This window comes from Plantactinospora solaniradicis (assembly GCF_042658085.1).
Taxonomy (GTDB): Bacteria; Actinomycetota; Actinomycetes; order Mycobacteriales; family Micromonosporaceae; genus Plantactinospora; species Plantactinospora solaniradicis.
On the sequence record NZ_JBHSPR010000037.1, the window covers coordinates 161095 to 174218 of the forward strand.

11 protein-coding genes are annotated in these 13124 nt (G+C 71.4%); 6 read left to right on the plus strand and 5 right to left on the minus strand.

The genetic code is table 11. The annotated features are described in order from the left end of the window. Positions 1-15: 15 nt before the first annotated feature. Complete coding sequence (locus ACFP2T_RS32220) at positions 16-1821, minus strand: peptide ABC transporter substrate-binding protein (protein WP_377428441.1); 1806 nt, start codon at positions 1819-1821, stop codon at positions 16-18. Positions 1822-2104: 283 nt separating this feature from the next. Between ACFP2T_RS32220 and ACFP2T_RS32225 the strand changes: the two genes are divergently transcribed. From ACFP2T_RS32225 to yaaA, 5 genes are all read left to right on the plus strand, one after another. Beyond that, positions 2105-3250: an ROK family transcriptional regulator gene (locus ACFP2T_RS32225; RefSeq protein ID WP_377428442.1), complete on the plus strand. Its 1146-nt coding sequence runs from the start codon at positions 2105-2107 to the stop codon at positions 3248-3250. Between the two features lie 12 nt (positions 3251-3262). Then, entirely contained in the window at positions 3263-4732 is a 1470-nt protein-coding gene (locus ACFP2T_RS32230) for a M81 family metallopeptidase (protein ID WP_377428444.1), read from the plus strand. Beyond that, positions 4729-5721 (plus strand): ROK family protein, encoded by a 993-nt coding sequence (locus tag ACFP2T_RS32235; protein ID WP_377428446.1) that lies wholly within the window; start codon positions 4729-4731, stop codon positions 5719-5721. Before ACFP2T_RS32230 ends, ACFP2T_RS32235 begins: the two co-directional genes overlap by 4 nt. A gap of 134 nt (positions 5722-5855) precedes the next feature. Further along, positions 5856-6845 (plus strand): nucleoside hydrolase, encoded by a 990-nt coding sequence (locus tag ACFP2T_RS32240; protein ID WP_377428448.1) that lies wholly within the window; start codon positions 5856-5858, stop codon positions 6843-6845. A gap of 124 nt (positions 6846-6969) precedes the next feature. Next, the gene (gene yaaA, locus ACFP2T_RS32245) at positions 6970-7767 is read left to right on the plus strand and encodes a peroxide stress protein YaaA (protein ID WP_377428950.1); all 798 of its coding nucleotides are present in this window, start codon (positions 6970-6972) and stop codon (positions 7765-7767) included. On the opposite strand, the gene ACFP2T_RS32250 is transcribed toward yaaA, so the two are convergent. The 4 genes from ACFP2T_RS32250 to ACFP2T_RS32265 all read right to left on the minus strand — a co-directional run bounded on the left by ACFP2T_RS32250 (position 7764) and on the right by ACFP2T_RS32265 (position 10702). After that, a complete protein-coding gene (locus ACFP2T_RS32250) occupies positions 7764-8681 on the minus strand; it encodes a carbohydrate kinase family protein (protein ID WP_377428450.1) in 918 nt (305 codons plus the stop codon). The genes yaaA and ACFP2T_RS32250 overlap by 4 nt on opposite strands. Before the next feature lie 32 nt (positions 8682-8713). Then, positions 8714-9037, minus strand: a complete 324-nt coding sequence (locus ACFP2T_RS32255) for a plasmid stabilization protein (RefSeq protein ID WP_377428451.1) — start codon at positions 9035-9037, stop codon at positions 8714-8716. 75 nt (positions 9038-9112) lie between these two features. Next, entirely contained in the window at positions 9113-9961 is an 849-nt protein-coding gene (locus ACFP2T_RS32260) for a glucose 1-dehydrogenase (protein WP_377428453.1), read from the minus strand. Between the two features lie 207 nt (positions 9962-10168). Then, complete coding sequence (locus ACFP2T_RS32265; protein WP_377428455.1) at positions 10169-10702, minus strand: MarR family winged helix-turn-helix transcriptional regulator; 534 nt, start codon at positions 10700-10702, stop codon at positions 10169-10171. A gap of 108 nt (positions 10703-10810) precedes the next feature. On the opposite strand from ACFP2T_RS32265, the gene ACFP2T_RS32270 reads away from it, so the two are divergent. Beyond that, positions 10811-13114, plus strand: coding sequence for an LLM class flavin-dependent oxidoreductase (locus tag ACFP2T_RS32270; RefSeq protein ID WP_377428457.1), 2304 nt, complete (start codon positions 10811-10813; stop codon positions 13112-13114). Positions 13115-13124 lie beyond the last annotated feature (10 nt).

The window sequence follows — 13124 nt, forward strand, 5'->3', positions numbered from 1 at the left end:
GGGACGGTCAGTGGGTCAGTTCTTCCAGGACCAGTCCTGGAAGTAGAAGTAGTTCATCGGGTCCTGCGGCTCGACACCCTGCAGCCCCGACTTGTACGCCGAGATCTGGTACACCGGGTTCGGCATCCACAGCACCGGCAGGTCCTTGGCGAGGAAGTCGTTGTACGCCTTCAGCGCGCTCTCGTCGGCGGAGAACTGGGTCGCCTCGATGAGCCGGTCGGCCTCCGGGTTGCTGTAGCTGCCCAGGTTCACCGGCGCACCGGTCTGGAACAGCCGCTCGCCGCTGGCGAAGACCGGGTAGTACCAGCTTCCCTGCGATCCGAAGAAGGACATGTCCCACGAGCAGGTCGCCTCGGTCGGCTTGCAGGCCGGGGTGACCGCGACCGAGTCGGGTACCTCCTTGATGGTCAGCTCGATGCCGAGCTTGGCCATCTGCGACTTGATCTCGGAGAACATCTTGGTGGTCGCGGCGAACCCGCTCTGGCTGGTGACCGTGAAGGCCAGCGGAGTGCCGGCGGCGATGCCCTCGCCGCACTGGTTCGCGGCGGCGCCCGGGGTCTGGCAGGTGGTCTTGCCGTCCGGGGTCACCTTCCAGCCGTGGCCCTCCAGCAGTTCCTTGGCCTTGGCCGGGTCGAAGGAGTAGGCGCACCCGCTGGCATCGGTGGTGCCCGGCTTGAGCGGCACCGGGCCACAGCTCGGGGCGGCCATGCCGGACCAGATGACCTTGTTGATGGTCGGCTGGTCGACGAGCATCTGCATCGCCTGGCGCAGGTACGGCTGCTTGAACAACACACCCGTCTTCGGGTTGTTGAAGTTCAGCTGGAGGTAGGTGATGGACCAGCCGTACCAGGGTGCGACCTTGTAGTCCTTGGACTCGAGGTACGACTGCTGGGACAGGTTGGCCGGCGGGATGTACCCGTAGTCGATCTCACCGGCGCGCAGCACGTTGAACTCCGCGTCGTCACTGGTGAACGGCCGCAGTACGACCTTGGCCAGCTTCGGCTTGTCGGTGCCCGAGTAGGTCGGCTGCGCGGCGAGCACGACCTCGCCGTTCGGCACGTACTTGTCCAGCTTCCAGGGGCCGCTGGTGACCTTCCACAGCTCGTTGGTCGCGTACGACTTGGGGTCCTTCGACGCCGTGGTGAGGAAGTCGAAGACCTTCTTGGCGCCCGCGGGGGTGCTGGCGAGGTCACCGACGGTCGCCGTCGCGGAGTCCTTGTCCCAGACGTGCTGGGGCAGCGGGACGATCCGGTTGAGCTGGTTCCCCACGAACCACGCCGTGTTGTACGCCTGCGTCGTGGTGAGCGAGAAGGTCTTCTCGTCGGTGATCTTCCAGTCGGCGATGTTGTCCGGGAAGCCACCGGCCCGGTACGACGCCCACTTGTCCTTGTTCGCGGTGACCAGGTTCCACCAGAACTGGATGTCCTTGGTGGTGACGGGCTTGCCGTCGGACCACTTGTTGTCCTTCAGCGTGATCGTCAGGGTCTTGCCGCCGTTGCTGACCACGGGCGCCTCGGCCATCGAGCGCTCGGCGTTGATGTTGTACTTCGCCGAGCCGTCCAGCTGGTACTCGTACAGGTGCCGGTACAGCGCCGACGTGAAGGTGGCGTTCTCGCCCTGGGTGAATCCGGGGGCGGAGATGGGCAGGATCCAGTTGGGGGTCCGGAAGGCCACCGTGACGGTGTCCTTCCCCTGACTCCCGCCCTGGGAGCCCTTCGAACCGCTGTCGCCGCTGCAGGCGGCCAGGCCCGCGCCGATGGCGAGCACGCTGGCTATGGCCACGGTGCCGCGCAGGGCGCGCCGGTGGAATCTGCTCCTCATGAGTCTCCTCGATTGATCTGCACGGGCCCCGCGTCGTCGGGCGTCAGAGGCGTCGCGTCCAGCCGCCTGGTGCTGCTCAAGCGGTCGATGCGGAGAATGTATAGGGAGCAAAGTTCGGAGTCAACGAAACTATCTCAGTTTGTTCGCCAACTTCGGTCAGGTTACGATCGAAGTCGCCGAAGCATCTTTCCGATGACCTTCGCGGCGACCCCTACTCGACCCCCGGCCACCGCACCCGACAAGCTGAGGCGGCGCCGGACGACCGGCCCTAAGGAGGAGAGGCATGTCGGATCCGATCTCCGCCACCCTGCGGGACCAGACGCTCAAGCTGCTGGCCAACGGCGAGGCCACCTCCCGCGCCGATCTCGTCGAGGCGCTCCAGGTGGCACCCTCGACCGTCACCGGCGTCGTGCGGCGACTGCTGGAGGAGGGCGCGATCCTGGAGGAGGGCGTGGGCCGCTCCACCGGCGGGCGACGGCCCCGGATCCTCCGCCTACGAGAGGTCGCCGGCGTCTTCGCCGTCTCGGAGCTGGGCGCCCAGCACGCCCGGATCGGCCTGTGCACCCCCGACGGGCGGCTGGTCACGGCCGAGGAGGTGGCCATCGACATCGCCGCCGGGCCCGCCGAGGTATTCGACGCGGTGGCGCAGGCGTTCGAGCGGATCCAGGCGGCGCCCGCCCCCGGTCAGGCGTTGCTCGGGATCGGCGTGGCGCTGCCGGGACCGGTCGAGTTTCCCCGTGGCCGACTGGTCGGGCCCGCCCGGATGCCCGGTTGGAGCGGCGTCGACGCGCAGGTCGAGCTGAGCCGGCGCTTTCAGGTGCCGGTGGTCGTCGACAACGACGCCAAGGCCGCCGCGATCGGCGAACACACCGCCCGGGACCGGGAAACCGGAGACATGATCTACGTCAAGGCCGGTACCGGCATCGGCGGCTGCCTGGTCACCGGCGGGCAGGTCTACCGGGGCGGCCGGGGGCTCAGCGGCGACGTCACCCACGTACGGGTGGCGGACAGCGGCGAGCGGCACTGCTCCTGCGGCAGCCAGGGCTGCCTGGAGACCGTCGCCAGCGGTGCCGCCCTGGCCCACCAGTTGGCGGAGCAGGGCCTGCCGATCGCCACCACCCATGACGTCATCGCCGCGGTCACCGACGCCGAACCGACGGCGGTGACGATGGTCCGGCACGCCGGTGGGCTGCTCGGGGTCGCGCTGTCCGGCCTGGTCAACTTCCTCAATCCCGATGCCGTCGTCATCGGTGGGGCGCTGTCCAGCCTCGACGTCTACGTGGCCGCCGCCCGAGGAATGCTCTACGAGCGCTGCCTGCCGTCGATGACCCAGTCCCTGTCCATCGAGGCCAGCGTCGTGGGCCCGGATGCCGCCCTGGTCGGCCTCGGGCACCTGGTACGCGTGGCGGCCGACGTCCGTCCCAGCTGAGGAGCTCCACCAGTGCCCCGTTCCCTCCGGATCGCCATCGGCGGCATACACATCGAGTCCAGCACCTTCTCGCCACATCTGAGCACGGCCAGTGACTTCGACGTGACCCGGGGCGATGCGCTGTTGGCCCGATACGCCTGGCTCTCGCCCCTCGCGCCGTGGGCCGCCGAGATCGAATGGGTGCCCCTGGTGCACGCCCGGGCCCTGCCCGGCGGTGCGGTCGACCCCGCGGCCTACGACGCCTGGTCCGCGGAGATCCTGGACGGGCTGTCCCGGGCGGGCACCCTGGACGGCATCCTGCTGGACATCCACGGCGCGATGAGCGTGGTCGGCCGGGACGACGCCGAGGGCGACCTCGTCACCGCGATCCGGTCGGTGATCGGGCCGGAGCCGTTCATCTCCGCGGCCATGGACCTGCACGGCAACGTCTCACCCGTACTGTTCGACGGCTGCGACCTGCTCACCTGCTACCGCACCGCGCCACACGTCGACGTGTGGGAGACCCGCGAGCGCGCGGCACACAACCTGGTGGACGCGCTGCGCCGGGGGCAGCGCCCGTACAAGGCGCTGGTGCACGTACCGATCCTGCTGCCCGGCGAGATGACCAGCACCCGGGTCGAACCGGCCCGGGGACTGTACGGGCGCATCGCCGAGGTCGAGGCCCGGGACGGCGTCATCGACGCGGCGATCTGGATCGGCTTCGCCTGGGCCGACCAGCCCCGCTGCCGGGGCGCCGTCGTCGCCACCGGCACCGACGCGGTTGCCGCGACCGAGGCCGCCCGGGAACTCGGCGAACGCTTCTGGGCGGCCCGGGAGGAGTTCGCCTTCGTCGCGCCGACCGGCTCCATGGACGAGTGCCTCGACGCGGCCCTGGTCGCGGTCGCGGAGCCCGCCCGGCGCCCGTTCTTCATCAGCGACTCCGGCGACAACCCGGGGGCCGGCGGCGCCGACGACGTCACCTTCGCGCTGTCCCGGATGCTCGCCCGGCCCGAGATCCGGGACGGCTCGGTCCGGGCGGTGTTCGCCTCGCTGGTCGACCCGGAGGCGGTGGCGCAGGTCGCCGACCAGACGCCGGGCACGCCGGTCGAGGTACGCGTCGGTGGCCGCATCGACGCGCGGGATCCGGGACCACTCCCGCTCACGGGAATCCTCGAGGCGGTCGCCGAGGACCCCGACGGCGGGCGGTGCGTGAGCATCCGCGTCGGCGGGCTCAGCGTGTTCGTCACCTCCCGGCGGATGCAGTACCGGCAACTGGCCTCCTATGCGCGGCTGGGGGTCTCGGTCGACGCGGTGGACGTGGTCGTCGTGAAGATCGGCTACCTCGAACCCGAGCTCTTCGACGCGGCCGGCGACTGGTTGCTCGCGCTGACCCCGGGCGGCGTCGACCAGGACCTCGAACGACTGCCGTACGCGCACCTGGTGCGGCCGATGTTCCCGCTGGATCGCGACTTCGTCGCGGACCTCACCGTGGCGACCCGGTGACCACTTCGACCCGGTCCGCCGGGCCGATCCCGGATGGCTGCGTGCTCGCCGTCGACGTCGGCGGGACCACCATGAAGGGGTCGGTGTTCGACGACGACGGCCGGATCCGGCACACGGTGGTCGTACCGTCGCGGGCGGACGCCGACAGCGACCCGGTGGACGCGGTACGGGCCCTGTGTCGCCGGCTGCGGGACGACGCGCTCGCGCGGGGTGCCGCGCCCGTCGGGATCGGAGTGGTGGCCCCGGGCATCGTCGACGAGGCCGCCGGGGTGGTGCGGTACGCCTCGAACATCAGGTTCCGGGACGTGCCGCTGCGGGCGCTCGTCCGCGACGACCTCGGGCTGCCGGTGGCGATCGGGCACGACGCCCGGGCGGCCGGCGTCGCCGAGGCGGTGGCGGGGGCCGCCCGTGGATTGGACAACTTCCTGTTACTGCCGCTGGGCACCGGCATCGCCGCCACGGTGGTGGTGCACGGCGAGCCCGTTCCCGGTGCGGCCTGGTCGGCCGGCGAGGTCGGCCACATGCCGGTCTTCCCCGGCGGGGAACCGTGCAGTTGCGGGCAGCGGGGCTGCCTCGAGGTGTACGCCTCCGCCGGTGGCCTGGCCCGGCGCTACGCCCGGCTCGGCGGCACCCCCGGGCTCGACAGCCGGGCGATCGCCGCGGCCACCGCCACCGATCCACTGGCCCGGTCCGTCTGGGACACCGCCACGCACGCCCTGGGAACCGCCCTGGCCACCCTCACCCTGACCCTCGATCCGGCCCGGATCGTGCTCGGCGGCGGACTCGCCGAAGCCGGCCCGCAACTGTTCGACCCGGTACGCGACGCGCTGCGCTCGGCGCTGGCCTGGCGGACCGCGCCCGTGGTGCTCCCCTCCGCCTTCGGCGCGGTGGCCGCGCAGGTGGGCGCCGCCGTCCTGGCCCGACGCGCGGCGGGGCTGCCCGTACCCGAGGGCTGGGCCGCACCCGTGTCCGAACCCGTCGGCATCTAGGCAGGCCCGGATCGGCCCGTGGGCGGGCGCGCCACCTCCGGTCCGCACCGTCCGGCCAGCCGAAGGTCGCGAATATCCCCTGGTGCGCGAACATCCCCTGGTGTTCGGGATGTCGATCGGACGATGATCCCATCGTGGACAACCAGAGTCCCGTCCTGCTGGACACCGACATCGGCAACGACATCGACGACGCCGTCTGCCTCGCCTACCTGCTCGCCCAGCCGCGCTGCGATCTGCTCGGCATCACGACGGTGAGTGCCGACCCGGAGGCCCGGGCGGCGCTCGCCAGCGTGCTCTGCCGGGCGGCCGGGCGTAACGTCCCGATCTTTCCCGGCGCGGGCGAACCGTTGGTCGGTCCGCCGGTCCAGGGTCCACCGCCGCAGGCCGTGGCGCTGGCCCGATGGGACCACGAGAGGTCGTTTCCCGCCGGAGCCGCGGTGGAGTTCCTCCGGCAGACGATCCGCGCGCGTCCGGGCGAGGTGACGCTGCTGGCGATCGGTCCGCTGACGAACGTGGCGCTGCTGTTCGCCGTCGACCCGCAGATCCCCTCGTTGCTGCGGTCCCTGGTCCTGATGGGCGGCGCGTTCACCACCGTCCCCGGCCCGGAGTGGAACATCCACTGCGACCCCGCAGCGGCGGCCCGGGTCTACGCCGCGCCGGTTTCGCTGCACCGCTCGGTCGGCCTCGACGTCACCACGCGGGTGCGGATGGACGCCGACGCCTTCCTGCGCCGCTGTACCGGTCCCCTGCTGCGTCCCGTCGCCGACATGGCCGCGCCCTGGCTCACCGACCGACCGGAGGTCACCTTCCACGACCCGCTGGCCGCGGCGACGCTCTTCGACCCCTCGCTCTGCACCTTCGGCACCGGCGAGGTGACCGTCTCCCCCACCGCTGGACCGACGGCGGGCGTCACGGCCTGGCGGGCCGCAGGCGACGCGGGGCGGGCCGCAGGCGACGCGGGGCGGGACACCGAACCGGGTACGGGCACGGGCGCGGGGTACGACAGCGGTAGCGGTACCGGGCCGCACGAGGTCGCGGTGGACGTCCGGCCGAACGCCTTCCTGGACCACTACTTCGCGGTGGTCGACGCCTTCCGGTCGGCCGGTCAGGCGCGGACCGGGTAGGAATTCGGCCCGGACAACGACGACGACACGTCGGTCGGCACCGCGACCCCGCCGGCGTGACACTCGTCGGGTCGAGCCACTCCCTCGCGGCCCACCGCCGGGACCGTGCGTAGGCTTGCCGGTTGTGCTGATCCTGCTGCCTCCCTCGGAGGGAAAGACCGCGCCCCGGACCGGCCGCCCGGTGAACCTGGACTCGCTGACCCAGCGGGCGCTGACGCCGGGGCGGGAACGGGTCATGGATGCGCTGGTCGCCCTCTGTTCGGGCGGGGACCGGGAGCGGGCCCGCGGTGTGCTCGGACTCGGCCCGGGGCAGGACGAGGAACTGGATCGCAACGCCGGACTACGGACTGCGCCGGCCGCGCCGGCCGCCAGGGTCTACACCGGGGTGCTCTACGACGCGCTGGACCTGGGCACCCTGACCGGCGCCGCCCGAACCCGGGTCCGGCGGTCCACGCTGGTCTTCTCCGGACTCTGGGGAGCGATCCGGGTCGACGACCGCATCCCGGCGTACCGCTGCGCGATCGGGGTCAACCTGCCCGGGGTGGGCGGGCTGGCGTCGTACTGGCGCAAACTGCTGGAGCCCGTGCTCGTCGAGGCCGTCGCCGCCGGCCCGGTCCTCGACCTGCGCTCCAGCGGGTACGCGTCGATGTGGCGGCCCACCGGTCGACTGGCCGAGCGGACGCTGGCCGTACGGGTGCTGCACGAGCAGGTGGTGAACGGGGAGACCCGCCGTTCCGTGGTCAGCCACTTCAACAAGGCGACGAAGGGCCGACTGGTCCGGGACCTGATGCTGGCCGGCGCGGCACCGCGCTCCCCCGGCAAGCTGGTCGAGGCGTTGCGTGACCTGAAGTACACCGTCGAGGAGCAGCCGACCGCCGCCGGTCGGCCCCGCCAACTCGACCTGGTGGTCGCCGAGCTCTAGTCGTCCTGCCCACGGAGGTTGGTGACAACGGGCGGCAGCAGTCCGGCCGGGTACTCCAGTCCGTCGTGGGTGCAGGCGGCGGCGGCCACCCGGGCCGCGTACCCGGCCGCCTCGGCCGGCGACGTTTCGGGCGACCGGGCCGCCGCGACGTACCCGGCCGCGAAGGCGTCCCCGGCACCGGTGCTGTCGCGCACGGCGGCCGGCGGCACGGCGGCCGGTACCCGTACCAGCGCGCCGTCCGCGCCGACCAGCAGCGCACCCCGGACGCTCCGGGTGAGCACGGCGGTCCGGGGTCGACCGCCCGTGACCAGCTCGCGGGCCACCTGCTCGGCCCGGTCCCCGAGTGCCGCGCCGCTGACGAAGACCAGATCGGCGGCGGCGGAGAACGGCCGGTGGTAGTCGTTCCGGCCGTCCCAGTCGTGCAGGTCGGTGGAGACCGGCCGGTCCGTCGCCGGCCCGCCGGGCAGGCTCGGCAGCAGCCCGAGTGTCCAATCCATGATCGACAGGTGTACGTGCGCGGCCGCGTCGGCCAGATCCGCCAACTCGTCCGGTGCGAACGGCGGCGGCCCGGTCCAGGGTCCCCGGGGATCGTGCAGGGAGGTGCGCCCGCCGGCCGGGTCGAGCAGCAGCACCGAACGTCGGGTACCCCGGGGATCGGTGCGCAGGACGTGGTGGATCGTGGTGCGGGCGAGAGCCGCCCGCACCACCTCGCCGGAAGCGTCCTCGCCGATCACGTCGACCAGGGCCACCCGCAGCCCGAGTGCCTCGGCGGCGAGCGCCACCCCGGCGCCGGTGTTGCCGATCCTCGGCTCGAACGGCGGCACGATGATCGAGTCCGCCGTCGGCAGCGGAAGTTCCGGCACCCGGACCGGGATGTCCACGCCCAGCCCGCCGACGACAAGAAGATCGAACACAGTGGGCACGATAGCGGAGACCCGGCGGTGCCTCAGCGGGCCAGGGCCTTCTCCAGTTGGGCCTTGCTCATGGTCGAGCGGCCCTTGATGTTCCGGCTCTTGGCCTCGTTGTAGAGCTGCGCCTTGGTGCGGCCCTGCGCACCGGTGTGGGAACGCTTGCCGCCCCGGTGTCCGGAGGAGACGTCCTCGACGGACAGCCTGCTGGCGGTCTTCGACTCGCCGGAGCGGGCGCGTTCCTTGTTGACGGTACGCGCGGCGATCTCCTCGGCGCGCTCGGTGGACTCGCCGCGCTTCTTCGCGCTGGCCTTGATGTGCTTGTACTGCCGTTCCCTCTTCGGGCTGGACCCTGCCGGCATGACCGGCTCCTTTCTCTTCGTCGGGGGGGGTCGTGACGCCTGTCATCGGGGTCGTGCGGCCGATCCGGTGGCGGATCAGAGGATGGGCTTGCCACCGGTCACCGGGATCATCGCCCCCGAGATGTAGCTGGCTTCGTCGGAGGCGAGCAGGACGTACGCGGGCGCGACCTCCTTCGGCTGGCCGGGGCGGCCCAACGGAGTGCTCTTGCCGAACTTCTCGACGTGCTCCGGCGGCATGGTGGACGGGATCAGCGGGGTCCAGATCGGGCCCGGCGCGACGCTGTTGACCCGGATGCCACGTTCGCCGAGCAGTTGGGCGAGACCGGCGGTGAAGTTCGCGATCGCGCCCTTGGTGGTCGCGTACGGCAGCAGCGTCGGGCGGGGCATGTCGGAGTTGATCGAGCTGGTGTTGATGATCGACGCACCGGGGCCGAGATGCGGCAGCGCCGCCTGCACGAGCCGGAACATCGCCGTGATGTTGATGTCGAAGGTGCGCTGCCACTCCTCGTCGGTGATCTCTTCGACGCTTTCGTGCGTCATCTGGTACGCGGCGTTGTTCACGAGTACGTCGATGCGCCCGAACTCCTCTACCGCCCGGTCGACGATCGTCCGGCACATCGCCGCGTCGCCCACGTCTCCCGGCACGAGGACGGCCTGCCGGCCCGCATCCTCGACGAACTTGGCGGTTTCCCGGGCGTCGTCGTGCTCGCTCAGATAGGAGATCAACACATCGGCGCCCTCGCGGGCGAACGAGATCGCGACCGCCCGGCCGATCCCGCTGTCACCACCGGTGATGACGGCCTTCTTGCCCTCGAGGCGTCCGGACCCCCGGTAGGAGTCCTCGCCGTGATCGGGCTTGTGCCGCATCGCGCCCAGGGTGCCGGGTGGTTGCTGGGTCGGCTCGGACTGTTGGGCGTCGGACATCGGACTGCTCCTTCCGGTCGGGTGCCGACGCCTCGCCTGACGTCCGCCGTCGCGATCCTTCCGCCGTCGCGATCCTGCGGTCCGATCGGCGAGTACGAGCACCCGAAGTATCTCCACCTTGGCCGTAGAACGGCCCGGTACGGGCCAAACTGCCCGAGCCCGGTGGCCGCTAAACCCGGCCCCGCACGACGGAAGCTTGGGTCCGAGTCAGGGAACGAACTTGTCGGCGGGGGGATCCAGGACGTCCTGCACCGCGATGCAGGGATCCGTGCCGGGTGCGGCGGCGTGGATCGCCTCCGCGGCGCGCCCCGCGGCGTCCCGGAACGCGCCCTGCTGGTCCTCGGGCAGCCCAGCGAGCACGTGCTGCTCGGCGAGCGAGACCCGGCGTTCGGCGTCCGCCAGCACCTCGCGCCCCCGCTCGGTGGCGACGATTCGCCGGGCCCGCCGGTCGCGGGGATCCAACTGCCGCTCCAGCAGGCCGGCGGACTCCAGGTCGTCGATGAGGTACGTCAGGACGCTCCGGTCGATCGCCAGCCGGGTCGCGAGGGCACCCTGGGTCGGCACCTCGTCGTGTACGACCACGGTGAGGATGTGGTAGCCCCGGCTGCCGTGCGGCAGGTCCCGGAGCGCCTCCTCGACGCGTTCGTGCCAGCGGCGCAGCACCATCCCGAGTGACCAGCCGAGATTCGTGCCCGACCGGCGGGCTTCCGGACGGGCATCGTCGTCTCCAGCGGCGGACATGTCACGAGCCTAGCAGCGATCTGTTGTCCACAAGATAAGTTGGCCGACAAAATATTTGCCAGCTAGACTTCTTGCTGCATCAACTATCACGTGGGCAAGGAGAGGGCAATGCCCGATTACGGCCATGAACTCCTGTTCGGCACGTTCCTCACGCCGACCGCGAACGATCCGGAGCGGGTCGTGGCGCTGGCCGAGCTGACCGAGTCGGCAGGGTTGGACCTGGCCACCTTCCAGGACCACCCCTACAACCCCGACTTCCTCGACACCTGGACCCTGCTCAGCTGGGTCGCCGCCCGCACCGAGCGGCTACGCGTCTCGGCGAACGTGCTGAACCTGCCGCTACGCCCACCGGCCGTGCTGGCCCGAGCCGCCGCGAGCCTGGACCTGCTCTCCGACGGACGGTTCGAACTCGGCCTCGGCGCCGGAGCGTTCTGGGACGCCATCGAGGGCATGGGCGGTGGCCGGCTGTCCGCCGCCGACAGCGTGGCGGCACTGAGCGAGGCGATCGACATCCTGCGCGGCGCCTGGGACACCTCGACCCGGGGAGCCCTGCGGCTGCGGGGCGACCACCATCCGGTGCCGGGAATGCGTCGTGGCCCGGCGCCGGCACACGACGTCGGCATCTGGCTGGGTGCGTACAAGCCACGGATGCTGGCGCTGACCGGCAGCAAGGCCGATGGCTGGCTACCGACCCTGGAGTACCTGAAGTCCCCGGACCGGATCACGGCGAACCGTCTCATCGACGAGGCGGCGACCGCGGCGGGACGGGACCCACGGCAGATCCGACGACTGCTCAACCTCTTCCAGATCGACTTCTCCCCCGCCAACGGCGGATTCCTGCGGGGAACGCCCGAGCAGTGGGTCGAGCAACTGCTTCCGCTCGTCCTCGACGAGGGATTCAGCGCGTTCATCGTCGGTCGGGACGACCCGCGCATCATCCAGACCTTCGGCCACGAGGTCGCCCCCGCGCTGCGCGAGGCCGTGGCGAGGGAGCGTACGACGACCGTCGCCCCGAGCGGGCCGACCCGGTCGACGGCCGTCCTGGCCCAACGCCAACCCGGGATCGACCACGCCACACTCCCCGCGTCGCTGGTCGCCGGGGCGGTCGAACCGGGCGACCCCGAGTACGAGCGGGTCCGACACAGCTACAGCCGCCAGGGCTCGCCCGCGCTCGTGATCCGTCCCCGCGACGCCGCCGAGGTGGTCGACGCGGTGACGTATGCGCGCACCCAGGACGTACCCCTCTCGGTACGCAGCGGCGGCCACGGCATCAGCGGCCGGTCGACCAACGACGGTGGGATCGTGCTCGACCTGTCGAGGATGAACAAGGTCGAGGTGCTGGACCGGGCGACCCGACGGATCCGTCTCGAACCCGGCGCCCGCTGGGGCGAGGTCGCACAGGCGCTCGCCCCGGCCGGGCTCGCGATGAGTTCCGGAGACTACGGCGACGTCGGCGTCGGCGGACTCGCCACCACCGCCGGGATCGGATACCTGGTCCGCAGGTTCGGCCTGACCATCGACCACGTGGTGGCCGCCGAGATCGTGCTCGCCGACGGCACCCTGGTACGCGCCGACGCGGAGCACCACCCCGACCTGTTCTGGGCGATCCGGGGTGCCGGCGGCAACTTCGGTGTCGTGACCGCCCTGGAACTGGAGGCGTACGAGGTCGGCAACGTCGTCTACGCCCAACTCGCCGTCGACGCGACCCGGGCCGCCGAACTGCTGCAACGCTGGGGAAGCCTCGTCGAGGACGCGCCCCGGGAACTCACCAGCTTCCTCGCGCTTCTTCCCGGCCGTCGGCAGAACCCGCCGATGGCCCAGGTCACCCTGGTCTATGCCGGAGACGACATCGAGGCGGCGGAGAGCGCGCTGACCCCGTTCCTGGAGATCGGCCCGATCCTCGACCAGCAGGCGCAACTCGTGCCGTACCCGGCGATCGTCGCCCCGCCGCACAACCGCCACCACGGCCAGGGCCTGGACGACGTCCGCAGCGGCCTGCTCCGGCACATCACACCGGAGGTCGCGGCCTCCGTCGAGACGATGATCCGCTCCGGCGACGTACTGATCGTGCAGTTCCGCTCGGTCGGCGGCGCCGTCAACGACGTACACCGGGACGCGACCGCCTACCCGCACCGGAGGCAGAACTTCTCCCTGCTCGCCGCCACCGTGCCGGACCGCCGGGCCCGGCTCGACAAGCTCTGGTCCGACCTCTACGAGCACCTCGACGGGATGTACCTGAGCTTCGAGAGCGACACCGACCCGCAGCGACTCCTCGACGCCTTCCCCGAGCCCACCCTCGGCCGGCTCCGACGGCTCAAGGCGGCGTACGACCCCGACAACGTCTTCAACCGCAACTTTCCCATCCCACCGGCGACCGGCACCGACCCGGACGAATACGCCGACCATGCCTGACCCACCGCTG

Bases quoted from the DNA above. Each gene is read 5' to 3' on its own strand.
- ACFP2T_RS32220 (WP_377428441.1), bottom strand. From the start codon at position 1,821: ATGAGGAGCAGATTCCACCGGCGCGCCCTGCGCGGCACCGTGGCCATA.
- ACFP2T_RS32225 (WP_377428442.1), top strand. From the start codon at position 2,105: ATGTCGGATCCGATCTCCGCCACCCTGCGGGACCAGACGCTCAAGCTG.
- ACFP2T_RS32255 (WP_377428451.1), bottom strand. From the start codon at position 9,037: ATGCCGGCAGGGTCCAGCCCGAAGAGGGAACGGCAGTACAAGCACATC.
- ACFP2T_RS32260 (WP_377428453.1), bottom strand. From the start codon at position 9,961: ATGTCCGACGCCCAACAGTCCGAGCCGACCCAGCAACCACCCGGCACC.
- ACFP2T_RS32265 (WP_377428455.1), bottom strand. From the start codon at position 10,702: ATGTCCGCCGCTGGAGACGACGATGCCCGTCCGGAAGCCCGCCGGTCG.
- ACFP2T_RS32270 (WP_377428457.1), top strand. From the start codon at position 10,811: ATGCCCGATTACGGCCATGAACTCCTGTTCGGCACGTTCCTCACGCCG.